Origin of the sequence: Citrobacter sp. MGH100, from assembly GCF_001034465.1 — a bacterium.
GTDB lineage: Bacteria > Pseudomonadota > Gammaproteobacteria > Enterobacterales > Enterobacteriaceae > Citrobacter > Citrobacter youngae.
Genome location: NZ_KQ089800.1, coordinates 1,581,679 through 1,597,839 on the forward strand (window position 1 = coordinate 1,581,679; position 16,161 = coordinate 1,597,839).

General features: G+C 52.1%; 18 protein-coding genes and 1 riboswitch. Of the genes, 14 read left to right on the forward strand and 4 right to left on the reverse strand.

What is annotated here, in order from left to right; all coding sequences use genetic code 11:
* Nucleotides 1–10: 10 nt before the first annotated feature.
* The 4 genes from cbiB to pduF form a co-directional block, all read right to left on the reverse strand.
* The gene (gene cbiB, locus SK32_RS07560; RefSeq protein WP_048211989.1) at nucleotides 11–970 is read right to left on the reverse strand and encodes an adenosylcobinamide-phosphate synthase CbiB; all 960 of its coding nucleotides are present in this window, start codon (nucleotides 968–970) and stop codon (nucleotides 11–13) included.
* On the reverse strand, nucleotides 967–2,346 hold the full coding sequence (locus SK32_RS07565; protein WP_048211990.1) for a cobyrinic acid a,c-diamide synthase CobB: 1,380 nt from the start codon (nucleotides 2,344–2,346) through the stop codon (nucleotides 967–969). The genes cbiB and SK32_RS07565 overlap by 4 nt, the downstream gene beginning before the upstream one ends.
* A gap of 88 nt (nucleotides 2,347–2,434) precedes the next feature.
* Nucleotides 2,435–2,609, reverse strand: a riboswitch (cobalamin riboswitch).
* A gap of 332 nt (nucleotides 2,610–2,941) precedes the next feature.
* The gene (gene pocR, locus SK32_RS07570) at nucleotides 2,942–3,853 is read right to left on the reverse strand and encodes a transcriptional regulator PocR (protein WP_048211991.1); all 912 of its coding nucleotides are present in this window, start codon (nucleotides 3,851–3,853) and stop codon (nucleotides 2,942–2,944) included.
* Nucleotides 3,854–4,055: 202 nt separating this feature from the next.
* Nucleotides 4,056–4,865: a propanediol diffusion facilitator PduF gene (pduF, locus tag SK32_RS07575; protein ID WP_048211992.1), complete on the reverse strand. Its 810-nt coding sequence runs from the start codon at nucleotides 4,863–4,865 to the stop codon at nucleotides 4,056–4,058.
* A gap of 525 nt (nucleotides 4,866–5,390) precedes the next feature.
* Between pduF and pduA the strand changes: the two genes are divergently transcribed.
* From pduA to pduP, 14 genes are read left to right on the forward strand one after another with little or no spacing between them, the layout of a single operon-like run.
* Entirely contained in the window at nucleotides 5,391–5,672 is a 282-nt protein-coding gene (gene pduA, locus SK32_RS07580; RefSeq protein WP_003030255.1) for a propanediol utilization microcompartment protein PduA, read from the forward strand.
* A complete protein-coding gene (gene pduB / locus SK32_RS07585) occupies nucleotides 5,672–6,484 on the forward strand; it encodes a propanediol utilization microcompartment protein PduB (protein ID WP_048211993.1) in 813 nt (270 codons plus the stop codon). Before pduA ends, pduB begins: the two co-directional genes overlap by 1 nt.
* An 18-nt stretch (nucleotides 6,485–6,502) precedes the next feature.
* Entirely contained in the window at nucleotides 6,503–8,167 is a 1,665-nt protein-coding gene (gene pduC, locus SK32_RS07590; protein WP_005128020.1) for a propanediol dehydratase large subunit PduC, read from the forward strand.
* Between the two features lie 10 nt (nucleotides 8,168–8,177).
* Nucleotides 8,178–8,852, forward strand: coding sequence for a propanediol dehydratase medium subunit PduD (gene pduD / locus SK32_RS07595; protein WP_005128021.1), 675 nt, complete (start codon nucleotides 8,178–8,180; stop codon nucleotides 8,850–8,852).
* A 14-nt stretch (nucleotides 8,853–8,866) separates the two neighbouring features.
* Nucleotides 8,867–9,385 (forward strand): propanediol dehydratase small subunit PduE, encoded by a 519-nt coding sequence (gene pduE / locus SK32_RS07600; RefSeq protein WP_048211994.1) that lies wholly within the window; start codon nucleotides 8,867–8,869, stop codon nucleotides 9,383–9,385.
* Between the two features lie 15 nt (nucleotides 9,386–9,400).
* Nucleotides 9,401–11,233, forward strand: a complete 1,833-nt coding sequence (locus tag SK32_RS07605) for a diol dehydratase reactivase subunit alpha (RefSeq protein ID WP_048211995.1) — start codon at nucleotides 9,401–9,403, stop codon at nucleotides 11,231–11,233.
* Nucleotides 11,223–11,573 (forward strand): glycerol dehydratase reactivase beta/small subunit family protein, encoded by a 351-nt coding sequence (locus SK32_RS07610; RefSeq protein WP_048211996.1) that lies wholly within the window; start codon nucleotides 11,223–11,225, stop codon nucleotides 11,571–11,573. The genes SK32_RS07605 and SK32_RS07610 overlap by 11 nt, the downstream gene beginning before the upstream one ends.
* A gap of 19 nt (nucleotides 11,574–11,592) precedes the next feature.
* Complete coding sequence (gene pduJ, locus SK32_RS07615) at nucleotides 11,593–11,868, forward strand: propanediol utilization microcompartment protein PduJ (protein WP_001057752.1); 276 nt, start codon at nucleotides 11,593–11,595, stop codon at nucleotides 11,866–11,868.
* Between the two features lie 24 nt (nucleotides 11,869–11,892).
* Entirely contained in the window at nucleotides 11,893–12,363 is a 471-nt protein-coding gene (locus tag SK32_RS07620) for a BMC domain-containing protein (RefSeq protein ID WP_048211997.1), read from the forward strand.
* Nucleotides 12,363–12,995, forward strand: coding sequence for a phosphate propanoyltransferase (locus tag SK32_RS07625; RefSeq protein WP_048211998.1), 633 nt, complete (start codon nucleotides 12,363–12,365; stop codon nucleotides 12,993–12,995). The genes SK32_RS07620 and SK32_RS07625 overlap by 1 nt, the downstream gene beginning before the upstream one ends.
* Nucleotides 12,992–13,483: a microcompartment protein PduM gene (gene pduM, locus SK32_RS07630; protein ID WP_048211999.1), complete on the forward strand. Its 492-nt coding sequence runs from the start codon at nucleotides 12,992–12,994 to the stop codon at nucleotides 13,481–13,483. The genes SK32_RS07625 and pduM overlap by 4 nt, the downstream gene beginning before the upstream one ends.
* A 3-nt stretch (nucleotides 13,484–13,486) precedes the next feature.
* Complete coding sequence (locus tag SK32_RS07635) at nucleotides 13,487–13,762, forward strand: EutN/CcmL family microcompartment protein (protein ID WP_048212000.1); 276 nt, start codon at nucleotides 13,487–13,489, stop codon at nucleotides 13,760–13,762.
* Nucleotides 13,763–13,770: 8 nt separating this feature from the next.
* The gene (gene pduO, locus SK32_RS07640; RefSeq protein WP_048212001.1) at nucleotides 13,771–14,778 is read left to right on the forward strand and encodes a two-domain cob(I)yrinic acid a,c-diamide adenosyltransferase PduO; all 1,008 of its coding nucleotides are present in this window, start codon (nucleotides 13,771–13,773) and stop codon (nucleotides 14,776–14,778) included.
* On the forward strand, nucleotides 14,775–16,160 hold the full coding sequence (pduP, locus tag SK32_RS07645) for a CoA-acylating propionaldehyde dehydrogenase PduP (RefSeq protein ID WP_048212002.1): 1,386 nt from the start codon (nucleotides 14,775–14,777) through the stop codon (nucleotides 16,158–16,160). Before pduO ends, pduP begins: the two co-directional genes overlap by 4 nt.
* Nucleotide 16,161: the final 1 nt, after the last annotated feature.

Consider the following 16,161-nt stretch of genomic DNA (forward strand, 5'->3'; position numbering starts at 1 on the left):
TTTGTTGTCCTCAGGCGACACCGAGCCACAGCCAGCGCAGCGCAATAAAAAGCGCCAGTGCCAGGGTCGATGCTACCCACATCAATCGAATCGTTTGGGAAATGTCGTCTACAGAAATGTCTCGTTGTTGATCGCCAATCCACGGTTTTTCAACGCGCTCGCCGAAGTAGTCATTGGGTCCCCCCAGGCGAATACCTAATGCGCCGGCCACAGCAGCTTCCGACCATGCGCAGTTTGGACTGCTATGGTTGTAGCGATCACGCCAGCCAAGCTGCAAAGCGCGTACGCCGTCCTGGCGGCATAAAAACGCCGCCACACCCAGCAACAGCCAGCTCAGTCTTGCCGGAATAAAGTTAGCGACATCGTCCAGACGGGCGCTGACCATGCCGATAGCACGGTACTTTTCATGTTTGTACCCCACCATTGAATCGAGGGTATTCACCGCTTTGTAGGCCATCGCCAGTGGCGCACCGCCCAGTAAGAGGAAGAACAACGGCGCGATGATGCCGTCAACGGTGTTTTCCGCCACGGTTTCCACCACGGCGCGGTTGATCTGTTTTGGTTGCAGCTGTGAGGTATCACGTCCCACAATCCAGGAGAGTTTTTCCCGACTTTCGGCAAGATTATTGGCACGCAATGGACGCTCTACATCCAGCGCAGCATTTGCCAGACAACGCCCCGCCAGCACAGTGAAAATCATCCACACCTCAACGACCCAACCAAACCAGGGATGAATTGATTGCGCCAGCGCCAGTACCCCCCAGGACACAGCCCAGGTCAGTCCAACCACCACAATCCACATCACTGCACCACCAATGCGAAGCGCGCGGTCGCTATGGCAGTAACGACGAACAACGCGTTGCACGGCAGAAATCAGATTGCCAATCCAGCGCACCGGGTGAGGCCAGTTCTGCGGATCACCAATGATAAAATCCAGCAGCCAGGCAACGCACCATGCGAGTATCGTCATAGCGCATTCCTCGCAGCGGCCAGCCAGTGATTGAGCATTTCGGGGCGCTGGGCAAAATGAACGTGCAGATAACTGGCGAAGGTATTTCCGACCTGCCATCCACCTGACCAGGCCTGCAGCGTTTTGCCATCACGCACCTTGCGGCAATTCATCACCGCCGGGGTTTCAGGGGTAAAGTCGGAATAGTGGAATTCATGCCCGCGCAGGACTTCACCGGCCGTTGCCAGCAATGTTTGCTGTGTGGCTTGTGCCTCGCAGTAGCCAAACCGGGTCAGCCGTTTGCCCATTTTGCTGTGTCCTGGAATGATATCCGCCATTAGCCAGCAATCGCCGTTGCTGTCCTCCAGCGAGCTACCGAGATACATCAACCCTCCGCACTCTGCATAAATAGCGACGCCACGCTGATGCGCCGCTCGCAGTTGCTCCAGCATGGTGACATTACGGGCCAGGGCCGCAGCATGCAGTTCCGGATATCCGCCGCCTAACCAAATCATCTGACAGTCTGGTAAACAGGTATCATGCAGCGGGCTAAAACGAACAATATTGAGGCCCGTACGCGCCAGTAATGTAATGTTATCCGGATAATAAAAGTTGAACGCCTCGTCATCAGCGATGGCCAGCGTTAGCCCTACCCCTGCGTCTGCTGCCGGTAGCGCGGGCCATTCGCCAACAGGAAGGGTGTTTAACTGGCTTAATGCCAACAACGCGTCGATATCCAGCGTCTGTTCCAGCGTCGCGGCAAAATCCTGCCACGGCTGCTGGTTGATAACTGACTCACGAGCGGTAACTAAACCCAGATGACGTTCAGGAAGCGCGACGCCCTCCATGCGGGGAACGTAGCCTAATACAGGCACGGAGCAGTAACGCTCAATGGCAACTTTGAGTAGCTGGTAATGTGTTTCGCTGTTGACCCGATTAACAATCACGCCTGCAATGTTCAGACTGGGATCAAAATGCTGGAATCCCATCACCGTGGCGGCTATCGAAGTGGAAACCGCCTTACCATCAACCAGCAAGATGACCGGGCAACCTAACTGTTTCGCCATCGCCGCAGTACTGCAGTAATCAGGGTCTGTACCATAGCCGTCATATAACCCCATAACGCCTTCGATAACGGCAATATCCGCGTGCTGCATCTGCTCGCAAAATAAGGCATTCAGTGTAGAGGTGGGTAGCATGAAGCTATCAAGATTACGGGAAGCCGTGCCGCACACCGCGGTGTGCCAGCCAGTATCAAGGTAATCAGGACCAACTTTGCATGGCTGGACGCGTAAACCGCGCTTTTTCATCAGGCTCAACAAGCCCAGCGTCACCGTGGTTTTGCCACAGCCGCTACCGGTACCTGCAAGAACAAATGCGTGAAAACTGGCCGCCATACCCTGATCCTGTTCAGGGTGGTAGGGGTGTATAGATACCCAGTCTCTCGACTGTATGCATCTGCGCAACCCACTTCCCACCGAAGTTGTTGGTAGTCACCGACAGGCAGGTCTTCTGGCTTAGCGTCGTCCTCGCCCGTCCTTCCCAATCTTACGATCAGTGGTCTATACGGGGTCGTCAGCATCACAGCAGCGGGGGCTGCGGGGGATTCTCACCCCCTTCCCTACCACAAATGTGGCAAACCTGTCAGTTCAAGAGCCGATTTAATTTGGCTCTGTGTCTTGAGGCAAATTCACGACCTCATGACAATAATTCAATTTAATATCTTGCCGGGTACATTCAACCAATGTTATGGCCTCAACCCGTTTATTCATATGTTCATTTTTTGAATGAAAGCGTCATTAAAGAATAAAGAAAGTCTTTCACTCAGACACTGTATCTCATCACAAAAATAAAAACTGGTGCAGTTTATCCCTCAAATACTATTATTTTGTTGCGCTATGACAATTTATTGACTGCTGTAGTTATTTTTCATTTTATAATGACTGACATAGCGTACGATATCAAAAATCGGCAATAGCAAATTATTGCTATTTAAGCTGTCTCTTCAGATGAGGTGACATTTATTTGCTGACGGAAAGCCTGCGGCGTAACCTGGTACGTTTGACGGAATACTTTGCAAAAATAACTGGTTTGTGAAAAGCCTAAATTTCGCGCAATACTGGCGATGCTCCAGTCGCTATGACAAAGCAACTCTTTGGCACTTGCCATTCGCTGTTGATTTACCCATGCGTTAAACCCTATCCCCTGATATTTTTTGAACAATTTGCTGAAATAGTAAGGACTGAGATAAACGTGAGAGGCAACATCTTCCAGACGCAGCTCGTCTGATAAATGCGCATCAATATAGCGCAAGGCTTTCTTCATTTTACTGTCATGCGGATTGGTACTGCGGTTAGCGCGTACCGGTTCTGACTGCTGCGGATTGTCTTTGATTACGACGAAATTCAGTTGTTTTTTAAGACAATTTTCTACAATGAGCTTTAGCAAATCCGCGGAAGCAATAACCCGCGAATAGTCCATTTCCGGTACATTACGAAATTCACTCACCAGTTCGGGATCGGCTTGCCAACGGTCGTCCACGTTCAGAATATCCACCAGCCCCACGTCATTGCTTAGGCGCACCTGGCCACATAAGACAAACCCGACCAGATGTCCCGCAATGACCAGCGGAATGGAGAAGTCGGTAAGTCCGGCATGGCAGCGATAAATGCAGGGTTGATCGGATTTTGAAGCTTCCAGTCCCCCACAGCGATCGCTCATACGACATCGTGTACTATGCTGAGGATGCTGGCGCATCAACTGGCAAAAAGGAGTGAAATTAAAAAGCTCAGAAATTTCATCACCGTGAATATTGACAACCACAACAGCCAGACTGGTGGCCTGCGCAAAATCCTGTGCGATTTTATTAATGAGTTCTGAGTTCAGGGCACTCGCAGAAATCATGATAAAACCTCTCAGTTAATTTATTGTTATAAATAAAACACATTATTTACATCTGCTTTTCATCTCGCTATCCAGAGCAATGATAAAAGGCGTATTCGAACATAACAAAAGTCTCCCATTCTTGGGAGACTTTTTAAGCGGTTCAGGAAACCTGATCACGAAAACAGTTATTACATTTCAAAAATAAACATTTTCCGTGAAGCTAACGCTCATTTTCCTCCAGCTTACAGCTATTACACGGTAAGTTTTTGCCAATAAAGTAACGATAAATTGCTGCCCCCGCACAAGCGCCAATGATAGGTGCCACGATCGGGACAATAAAGTAAGGAATATCACGCCCCCCAGTCATCGCGACATCCCCCCAGCCCGCCATCCATGCGAACAATTTTGGCCCAAAATCACGAGCCGGATTCATGGCAAATCCGGTAAGCGGTCCGGTCGATGCCCCAAGAACGGCAACCAGAATACCGATCAGTAGTGGTGCCAACGGCCCCCGGGGAATCCCATTGCCATCATCGGTGAGCGCCATGATCATCCCCATCAGAATGGAGGTAATCACAACTTCCACCAGTGCAGCCTGCCAGACGCTGAGTGCAGCGGCAGGATAAGTGCTAAATATGCTGGCAAGCTGCAAACTTTCGAGGCTACCCCGCACCATGTGGTGGGCGGTTTCGTACTCGATAAACAAACTGCCATACAACAAATAGGCGAGCAGAGCGCCACCAAAGGCACCAGCCACCTGAGCAATGGAGTACGGCAACACTTTACGACCTGGAAAACAGGCAAACAACCACAGTGCAATGGTGATAGCGGGATTGAGATGTGCACCTGAGATCCCTGCTGTCAGATAAACTGCCAGAGAGATCCCCAGTCCCCATATAATGCAGATCTCCCATAACCCTAAACTGGCACCGGCTACTTTCAGGGCGCTCAGGCATCCAATGCCAAAAAACAAAAACAACCCGGTACCCAAAAACTCGGCAATGCATTGCGCTTTTAGTGAATCGTTCATTGTGACACCTTCTAAGCAGAGTTCGTGTCTTTACCAGCGGACTCCTTGCTGGCAAGTAGAATACTTCGAGGCTTACTATAAAAAGCCATGTCGGCAAATTGTTGGCAATCTGCGGGCGGTATGACTTTAAAAATCGTGTTGCGATAGCAAATTCTTGCCATCACTTTTATTAAACAAAGCCAAATGACGGGGAATTTCTCTATTATTTGTACATTTTAGAAATAATAAAATATTGCCAATAGCATAATCTTGTTTTCAGATAACCGTCACAAATTCATTTTCCCCGCATAGCAAATGATATTTCACCTGTCACGTTCAAAAGTGTAAATATGGAATTAACATAACCAAATAATCACATCAACAAATCTAAAAATGATCAATAAAAACAACACAATAAAATAATTAACAGCAATTTTATATCACCAGTTCCTCACTATTTTTTCTCTCCTACATTCAAGTCAGCCATTCTTTTTCCTCGCTTCTTTTTATAGTCATGAAAATCGGGACAACCCAGGCGAGGTCTTTATGCAACAAGAAGCGTTAGGAATGGTAGAAACCAAAGGCTTAACTGCAGCCATAGAGGCCGCAGATGCAATGGTGAAGTCAGCCAATGTAATGCTGGTCGGCTACGAAAAAATTGGTTCGGGACTGGTAACAGTCATTGTCCGCGGTGATGTCGGCGCGGTTAAAGCAGCAACAGATGCCGGTGCCGCCGCGGCCCGTAACGTGGGAGAAGTGAAAGCCGTACACGTCATTCCACGTCCTCATACCGATGTCGAAAAAATCTTACCGAAGGGAATTAGCTAATGAGCAGCAATGAGCTGGTTGAACAGATCATGGCGCAGGTGATTGCTCGTGTGGCAACGCCAGAACAGCAGGCTATCCCTGAAAATAATCCTCCAACACGAGAAACGGCTATGGCAGAGAAGAGCTGCAGTTTAACGGAATTTGTCGGTACTGCGATTGGCGACACCGTCGGTCTGGTGATCGCCAACGTAGATAGCGCCTTACTGGACGCGATGAAACTTGAAAAGCGTTATCGCTCCATTGGCATCCTTGGCGCACGTACTGGTGCGGGTCCACACATCATGGCCGCTGATGAAGCGGTGAAAGCCACAAATACTGAAGTCGTCAGCATCGAGTTGCCGCGTGATACCAAAGGCGGCGCTGGTCATGGTTCGCTAATAATTCTCGGCGGTAATGACGTTTCTGACGTGAAGCGCGGGATTGAAGTTGCGCTGAAAGAGCTGGATCGCACCTTTGGCGACGTTTATGCCAACGAAGCCGGTCACATCGAGATGCAATACACCGCACGCGCCAGCTACGCGCTGGAAAAAGCCTTTGGCGCACCGATTGGTCGTGCCTGTGGCGTCATCGTCGGCGCACCCGCATCCGTAGGTGTCCTGATGGCCGATACGGCGCTGAAATCCGCCAATGTTGAAGTGGTGGCCTACAGCTCCCCCGCCCATGGCACCAGTTTCAGCAACGAAGCCATTTTGGTCATTTCCGGTGACTCAGGGGCCGTGCGTCAGGCTGTTATCTCAGCCCGTGAAATCGGTAAAACCGTGCTGGCGACCCTCGGCTCAGATCCCAAAAACGACCGTCCGTCCTATATCTGATATCAGTGAGGCTGATTCATGAGATCGAAAAGATTTGAAGCACTGGCGAAACGCCCTGTGAATCAGGACGGCTTCGTTAAGGAGTGGATCGAAGAAGGCTTCATTGCGATGGAAAGCCCGAACGACCCTAAGCCGTCGATTAAAATCGTCAACGGGATGGTCACTGAACTGGACGGCAAATCCGCCAGTGAATTTGATCTGATTGACCACTTCATCGCGCGCTACGGCATTAACCTGGCTCGCGCTGAAGAGGTGATGGCGATGGACTCGGTTAAACTCGCCAATATGCTTTGCGACCCCAACGTCAAGCGTATGGACATTGTTCCTCTGACCACGGCAATGACGCCAGCGAAAATTGTGGAAGTGGTTTCACACATGAACGTCGTTGAGATGATGATGGCCATGCAGAAAATGCGTGCCCGCCGTACCCCATCTCAACAAGCGCACGTGACTAACGTCAAAGATAACCCGGTACAGATTGCCGCCGATGCTGCAGAGGGTGCCTGGCGTGGCTTTGATGAGCAGGAAACGACCGTTGCTGTTGCACGTTACGCACCGTTTAACGCGATTGCACTGCTGGTAGGTTCGCAGGTTGGACGCCCAGGTGTGTTAACTCAGTGTTCTCTGGAAGAAGCCACCGAGCTGAAACTCGGTATGTTAGGTCATACCTGCTACGCAGAAACCATCTCCGTCTACGGTACTGAACCCGTCTTTACCGACGGCGACGATACGCCATGGTCAAAAGGTTTTCTGGCCTCTTCTTACGCTTCACGCGGCCTGAAAATGCGCTTCACGTCTGGCTCCGGTTCAGAAGTTCAGATGGGCTACGCCGAAGGCAAATCGATGCTTTATCTGGAAGCGCGCTGCATTTACATCACCAAGGCAGCTGGCGTTCAGGGTTTGCAAAACGGTTCAGTAAGTTGCATTGGCGTACCTTCAGCCGTGCCATCGGGTATTCGCGCGGTGCTGGCAGAAAACCTGATCTGCTCGTCACTGGATCTGGAGTGTGCCTCCAGTAATGACCAGACCTTTACCCACTCCGATATGCGTCGTACTGCTCGTCTGCTGATGCAATTCTTGCCGGGTACAGATTTCATTTCATCTGGTTATTCCGCTGTTCCGAACTACGACAACATGTTCGCCGGTTCCAACGAGGATGCCGAAGATTTTGACGATTACAACGTCATCCAGCGCGATCTGAAAGTCGACGGTGGTCTGCGTCCGGTGCGAGAAGAAGACGTTATCGCCATTCGCAATAAAGCAGCTCGCGCACTGCAGGCCGTATTCGCCGGGATGGGATTACCGCCAATCACCGACGAAGAAGTCGAGGCCGCGACCTACGCCCACGGTTCAAAAGATATGCCAGAGCGTAACATCGTTGAAGACATCAAATTTGCGCAAGAGATCATCAATAAAAACCGTAACGGTCTGGAAGTGGTGAAAGCTCTTGCTCAGGGCGGGTTTACCGATGTCGCTCAGGACATGCTCAACATCCAGAAAGCCAAGTTAACCGGGGATTATCTGCATACCTCCGCCATTATCGTTGGCGACGGACAGGTGCTGTCCGCAGTAAATGACGTCAATGACTATGCCGGTCCGGCAACAGGTTATCGCCTGCAAGGCGAACGCTGGGAAGAGATCAAAAACATCCCTGGCGCACTTGATCCCAACGAACTTGGCTAAGGGGTGAAAAATGGAAATCAATGAAAAGCTGCTGCGCCAGATAATTGAAGACGTACTGTCTGAAATGCAAACCAGCGACAAACCTGTCTCATTCCGCTCAACGACAGCGGCTAGCGCACCACAGGCTGCAGCGGTACAAGGCGACAGTTTTCTGACTGAGATTGGCGAAGCCAAACAGGGCCAGCAGCAGGATGAAGTGATTATTGCCGTAGGGCCAGCGTTTGGTCTGTCGCAAACCGTCAATATCGTCGGTATACCGCACAAAAATATCTTACGCGAAGTGATTGCCGGTATTGAAGAAGAAGGCATTAAAGCGCGCGTTATCCGCTGCTTTAAATCCTCTGATGTGGCGTTTGTTGCCGTGGAAGGTAACCGCCTGAGTGGCTCCGGGATCTCTATCGGCATCCAGTCAAAAGGCACCACGGTTATTCATCAGCAGGGATTACCGCCGCTTTCTAACCTGGAGCTGTTCCCTCAGGCGCCGCTTCTGACGCTGGAAACCTACCGTCAGATCGGTAAAAACGCCGCGCGTTATGCCAAGCGTGAATCTCCGCAACCGGTCCCTACGCTGAATGACCAGATGGCTCGTCCTAAGTACCAGGCGAAATCAGCCATTCTGCACATTAAAGAGACCAAATACGTCGTGACGGGCAAAAACCCGCAGGAACTGCGCGTGGCGCTTTGATAAAGGATAACTCCATGAATACCGACGCAATTGAATCGATGGTTCGGGATGTGCTGAGCCGGATGAACAGCCTGCAGGGAGAGTCCGCAACTCCGACCACGGCGAGTTCATCAGCTCATACCGCGAAAGTCTCGGACTACCCTCTCGCGAATAAACATCCTGAGTGGGTAAAAACCGCAACCAACAAAACCCTGGATGACTTCACGCTCGAAAATGTTCTGAGCAATAAAGTGACGGCGCAAGACATGCGCATCACCCCTGAAACGCTGCGCCTCCAGGCGGAAATCGCCAAGGATGCCGGACGTGACAGGCTGGCGATGAACTTCGAGCGCGCCGCTGAGCTAACCGCCGTACCTGACGACCGTATTCTTGAGATCTACAACGCGCTGCGCCCGTACCGCTCAACGAAAGACGAGCTGATGGCCATCGCCGACGATCTCGAAAATCGTTATCAGGCAAAGATCTGCGCAGCTTTCGTTCGTGAAGCGGCAGCGCTGTACGTTGAGCGTAAAAAACTCAAAGGCGACGACTAACTCAGGGACAGGATCATGCGATATATAGCTGGCATTGACATAGGCAACTCATCCACGGAAGTCGCTCTGGCTACCCTGGATGAGTCTGGCGCACTGAGCATCACCAGCAGTGCGCTGGCGGAAACCACCGGGATTAAGGGCACATTGCGTAATGTGTTTGGCATTCAGGAGGCGCTTACGCTGGCGGCTAAAAACGCCGGAATCAATGTCAGCGATATTGCGCTCATCCGTATTAACGAAGCTACTCCGGTCATTGGCGACGTGGCGATGGAAACGATCACCGAAACCATCATCACTGAGTCCACTATGATCGGTCATAACCCTAAAACGCCAGGCGGCGTCGGGTTAGGCGTCGGCATCACGATTACGCCGGAAGACCTGCTTAGTCGTCCGGCGGATACGCCCTATATTCTGGTAGTGTCATCTGCATTTGATTTCGCCGATGTCGCCACGATGATAAATGCCTCCGTCCGCGCCGGGTACCAGTTAACTGGCGTTATTTTGCAGCAGGACGATGGCGTGTTGGTCAGCAATCGTCTGACTCATCCCCTGCCCATCGTCGATGAAGTGCTTCATATCGACCGCATCCCGTTGGGTATGCTGGCCGCTATTGAGGTCGCTGTTCCAGGCAAGGTTATCGAAACCCTTTCCAACCCGTACGGAATCGCGACTGTCTTTAGCCTTAGCGCAGAGGAGACCAAGAACATTGTCCCCATGGCCCGCGCACTGATTGGCAACCGCTCTGCGGTAGTGGTGAAAACGCCGTCAGGTGATGTGAAAGCTCGTGCAATACCTGCCGGAAACCTGGAACTGCAATCGCAAGGACGAACAGTACGCGTCGACGTCGCGGCAGGTGCCGACGCGATTATGAAAGCGGTTGGCGAATGCCCGAAACTGGATAACGTCACCGGAGAGGCGGGAACCAATATTGGTGGCATGCTGGAGCACGTACGCCAGACAATGGCTGAATTAACCAACAAACCCAGTCATGAAATCTTTATTCAGGATCTGTTGGCAGTTGATACTTCAGTCCCAGTCAGCGTGACCGGGGGACTTGCCGGCGAGTTTTCGTTGGAACAGGCCGTTGGTATTGCTTCTATGGTGAAATCAGATCGCCTGCAAATGGCGATGATTGCCCAGGAAATAACGCAAAAACTCAACATTGATGTGCAGGTTGGTGGTGCTGAAGCCGAAGCCGCTATTCTGGGTGCCTTAACCACACCGGGTACTACACGTCCACTGGCTATTCTGGATCTTGGGGCCGGATCTACTGACGCCTCTATCATCAACCCGAAAGGCGAAATTATTGCCACGCATCTGGCAGGGGCCGGCGATATGGTCACAATGATCATTGCCCGAGAACTGGGGCTGGATGATCGTTATCTCGCTGAAGAAATTAAAAAATACCCGCTGGCGAAAGTTGAAAGCTTGTTCCATCTTCGCCACGAAGACGGCAGCGTCCAGTTCTTCCCCACCCCGCTCCCGCCAACGGTGTTTGCCCGCGTGTGCGTGGTGAAACCCGATGAACTGGTGCCACTGCCGGGCGAACTGGCGCTGGAGAAAGTTCGCGCCATTCGCCGCAGCGCCAAGGAGCGCGTTTTCGTCACCAACGCGCTCAGAGCGCTGCGTCAGGTAAGTCCGACCGGGAATATTCGGGACATTCCTTTTGTCGTGCTGGTTGGCGGTTCCTCGCTGGACTTCGAAGTTCCGCAACTGGTCACCGATGCACTGGCTCATTATCGCCTCGTTGCCGGGCGCGGCAACATTCGTGGCACCGAAGGTCCGCGCAATGCGGTTGCCACAGGGTTGATTCTCTCCTGGTACAAGGCATTCGCTCATGGAAAGTAATCTCACCACGCCAGCCATTGTTATCTTCACTACTACCGGCTGCGCTGAAGTCTGGAATGACGTGCTGCTGGGTATTGAGGAAGAAGGGATCCCCTTTGTGATTCAGGAGAGCCATTCAACTGACGTTATCCACAATGCATGGCTGGCTGCCTGCCAATCACCATTGCTGGTTGGCATTGGCTGCAGTCATGAAAAACTGGTCGTGCACTACAAAAACTTACCTACATCAGCGCCACTTTTTACGCTGACGTATCAACAAAATAGCCATGATCGCCGCAGCATTGGCAATAACGCTGCGCGGCTGGTTAAAGGCATTCCGTTCCGCGAATGCCACTCATAATCCACAGGAGAAAAGCAGTATGAATAACGCACTGGGACTGGTTGAAACAAAAGGGCTTGTCGGCGCTATTGAAGCCGCTGATGCCATGGTGAAATCCGCAAACGTGCAGTTGGTTGGTTACGAAAAAATTGGTTCAGGCCTGATCACCGTGATGGTCCGCGGGGATGTCGGCGCCGTAAAAGCAGCGGTAGATGCAGGAAGCGCAGCAGCAAGCGCCGTTGGCGAGGTGAAATCCTGCCACGTTATCCCGCGTCCGCATAGCGACGTTGAAGCCATTTTACCTAAATCTGCATAAGTCGTTGCAAACAAGGAGCACAGCGTGAAGCAATCACTGGGATTACTTGAAGTTAGTGGTCTGGCATTAGCCATCAGTTGCGCGGACGTCATGGCGAAAGCCGCCTCCATCACGCTGGTGGGCCTCGAAAAAACCAACGGCTCAGGCTGGACGGTGATCAAGATAATCGGGGATGTGGCCTCCGTTCAGGCGGCTATATCCACCGGTGCTAATTTAGCAGAATTGCGAAATGGACTGGTCGCGCACAGGGTCATTTCCAGGCCCGGAGAAGGCATTCTTTCCCACAGTGTGCCCGTGCAGCCAGAGCCAGCACCAGAACCGATACCTTATCTATCGCAAGAGCAAGAAGAGATGGCTACAGAAATTGCATTACCTGAAGCCGCGCAACAGGCAGAGTTGATTAGCTGCAATCTGTGTCTTGACCCTGCTTGTCCCCGTCAAAAGGGCGAGCCGCGCACTCTTTGTCTGCACTCTGGTAAACGAGGTGAAGCGTAATGGATAAACAGCAACTGGAAACAACGGTCAGTAAAATACTGGATGAAATGCGTGAACGCCCTATCCCTCTCGGGATTTCGAATCGCCACATCCACCTTTGCGCCGAGGACTACACTCGCCTGTTTCCTAATCAGCCGATTAGCGAGAAAAAGGGTCTGTTGCAGCCCGGACAATATGCCGCAGATCAGACCGTCACGCTGGTCGGACCGAAAGGTCAGTTAAAGAATGTGCGTCTGCTTGGTCCACTGCGTAGTACTAGCCAGGTGGAGATATCTCGTACCGACGCCCGCACATTAGGTATCGCTGCGCCGCTGCGCATGTCCGGCAATATTCAGGGTACGCCTGGCATTCGTCTTATCAGCCCCTTTGCTGAACTGGAGTTACCCTCCGGGGTTATTGTTGCCCAGCGACATATCCATATGTCGCCGCTGGATGCGCTGATACTGCGTGTCTCTCATGGAGATAAAGTCTCCGTGGCAATCAATGGCGATGAACGCCGACTGATTTTCGATAACGTCGCCGTACGTGTTTCGCCGGATATGCGCCTTGAGATGCATATCGATACAGACGAAGCCAATGCAGCAGGCGCTGATAATCCGCAGGCATTTGCCACACTGGTGACCTCACGATGAACAACGAACTGCTGCAACGCATTATCGAGGAGGTTGTTTCCCGATTAAAAAAACGCGCGGAAAGTACCATCACGCTGAGCGTCGCACAGTTACGGGAAATCGATTCCCGGACATTATGTTGTCAGTACTCGTCACTGCACCTCCTTCAGGCAGACCTGCCTTTACTGGAAAAAATTGCAGATTGCAGTCCGTCCAGTGTCGCAGTGGTAACAATCCACGAGGCGCTGGCATGCGGGCTTCGCGTAAAAATCTCTCTACAGCATCGGCTGCTACCGGCACTCCCCGTGAAAAAGCTCGCGCGTCTGCCGCTGGAGTTCAGTGACGAGTTGGGACGAATCATCGTGCTGCATCCTGAAACGCTTCTCAGCTACGCCGACGTCGCCCAATTGAAGGGTGGTGTACTGGTACTACGCCGTCGATGTGTCGTGACGGCTCTGGCTCAGGAAGCTGTCGGTACGCGAAATGTCCAATTAATTAAGCAGGAGTGAGCTATGCATTTGGCCCGGGTTACAGGCGTTGTGGTTTCCACGCAAAAATCCCCATCACTGGTGGGAAAAAAACTCTTGCTGGTACGTCGGGTGAGTGCTGACGGAGAGCTCCCCGCCTCCCCCGCTACCGGAGATGAAGTCGCGGTTGACTCAGTCGGTGCAGGAACGGGCGAACTGGTGTTACTCAGCAGTGGATCCAGCGCCAGACACGTTTTTTCCGGCCCGAATGAGGCCATCGACCTGGCTATCGTCGGCATTGTCGACACGCTTTCTCGTTAGGAGGAACTATGGCGATTTATACCCGAACGGGCGATGCCGGTACAACAGCTCTCTTTACCGGACAACGCGTGAGTAAAACGCATCCGCGCGTCGAGGCTTATGGTACGCTGGATGAGCTTAATGCAGCGCTTAGCCTGTGCGTTTGCGCGGCGAAAAACCCGCAGCACCGCCAGTTGCTTGAAAATATTCAGCTGCAGCTTTTTTGGTTCAGCGCCGAACTGGCAAGCGAAAGCGAACAGCCAACGCCAGAACAGCGCTACATCAGCTCAGAAGAAATTGCTGCACTGGAAGCCGCCATCGATACCGCGATGGGGAGAGTACCGCCCCTACGCAGCTTTATTTTACCAGGCCGCAGCGAAGCCGCCAGCCGACTACACTTCGCCCGCACACTGGCTCGCCGCGCAGAGCGGCGACTGGTCGAACTCTCCACAGAGATCTCCGTCAGACATGTATTGATGCGTTACATCAATCGCCTGTCCGACTGCTTATATGCGCTTGCACGAGCAGAAGATCATGACGCCCATCAAAGCCACATTATTCAGAAAGTGACGGAGCGCTATCTCGCAGCCATCCGCACATCAGCCACCCAGGAGCCGACTATGTCACTGTCTTTTCAGGAGCTCCACCAACTGACTCGCGCGGCGGTGGCGAGAGCAGAAGAAATTCAGGTTCCGGTCGTCATTTGCATTGTTGATGCGAACGGAACTCAAACGGTGACCTGGCGCATGCCTGACGCATTGCTCGTCAGTAGCGAACTGGCACCGAAAAAAGCCTGGACCGCCGTGGCGATGAAAACCGCCACGCACGAGCTGACATCAGCGGTGCAACCAGGGGCCGCGCTTTACGGTCTGGAAAGCCATATGCAGGGAAAAGTCGTCACCTTCGGTGGCGGGTACGCATTATGGCGAGAGGGTTTACTCCTTGGGGGTCTTGGCATCAGCGGGGGAAGCGTTGAGCAGGATATGGACATTGCAGAAACGGCCATTGCGGCGATTAACGTGAGAACACATCAATGAATACTTCAGAACTTGAAACGCTTATTCGTAACATTTTGAGTGAACAACTCGCCCCGGCAAAAGCAGAAGTTAAGGGTAATGGAATTTTTCCTTCCGTTAACGAAGCAATTGATGCCGCGTATCAGGCTTTTCTGCGTTATCAGCAATGTCCATTGAAAACCCGCAGCGCCATCATCAATGCCCTGCGAGAAGAACTGACGCCTCACCTGGCTTCACTGGCCGCCGAGAGCGCTGCCGAAACAGGAATGGGCAACAAAGAGGATAAATTCCTCAAAAACAAAGCCGCGCTGGACAACACCCCGGGTATCGAGGATCTCACTACCACGGCGCTAACCGGTGACGGTGGCATGGTGTTGTTTGAGTACTCTCCATTTGGTGTGATTGGCTCCGTTGCGCCAAGTACCAACCCGACGGAAACCATCATCAATAACAGCATCAGTATGTTGGCCGCGGGAAACAGCGTTTATTTTAGCCCGCACCCTGGCGCAAAAGCAGTATCACTGAAACTGATTGCCATGATTGAAGATATAGCCTTCCGCTGCTGCGGGATCCGGAATCTTGTCGTCACGGTCACAGAACCCACTTTTGAGGCTACCCAGCAGATGATGGCACACCCTAAAATCGCAGTTCTGGCGATTACCGGCGGCCCTGGCATTGTTGCTATGGGTATGAAAAGCGGGAAAAAAGTCATTGGCGCAGGTGCAGGAAATCCGCCCTGTATTGTTGATGAAACTGCCGACCTGGTTAAGGCGGCGGAAGATATCATCAACGGCGCATCCTTTGATTACAACCTGCCCTGTATTGCTGAGAAAAGCCTGATTGTTGTCGATGCTGTTGCTGAACGACTGGTCCAACAAATGCAGTCTTTTGGCGCGTTACTTCTGCACAACGAAGACATCAACAAACTGCGCGCCGCCTGTCTGCCTGAAGGCATAGCCAATAAAAAACTGGTTGGAAAGAGTCCAGCAGCCCTGCTTGAAGCTGCGGACATACCGGTTCCGGCAAAAACACCTCGCCTGTTGATTGGCATCGTCAATGCTGACGATCCATGGGTCACCAGCGAACAGTTGATGCCAATGCTGCCCATCGTGAGCGTAAAGGATTTTGACAGTGCACTGGCGTTGGCACTGAAAGTTGAAGAGGGACTGCATCACACTGCCATCATGCATTCACAAAACGTGTCACGTCTGAATCTTGCCGCCCGCACCCTTCAGACCTCAATCTTTGTGAAAAATGGCCCCTCTTACGCCGGTATTGGTGTCGGCGGTGAAGGCTTTACCACCTTTACTATCGCTACTCCAACCGGTGAAGGCACAACGTCAGCGCGAACTTTCGCACGCTCTCGTCGTTGTGTGCTCACCAACGGTTTTTCTATTCGCTAAT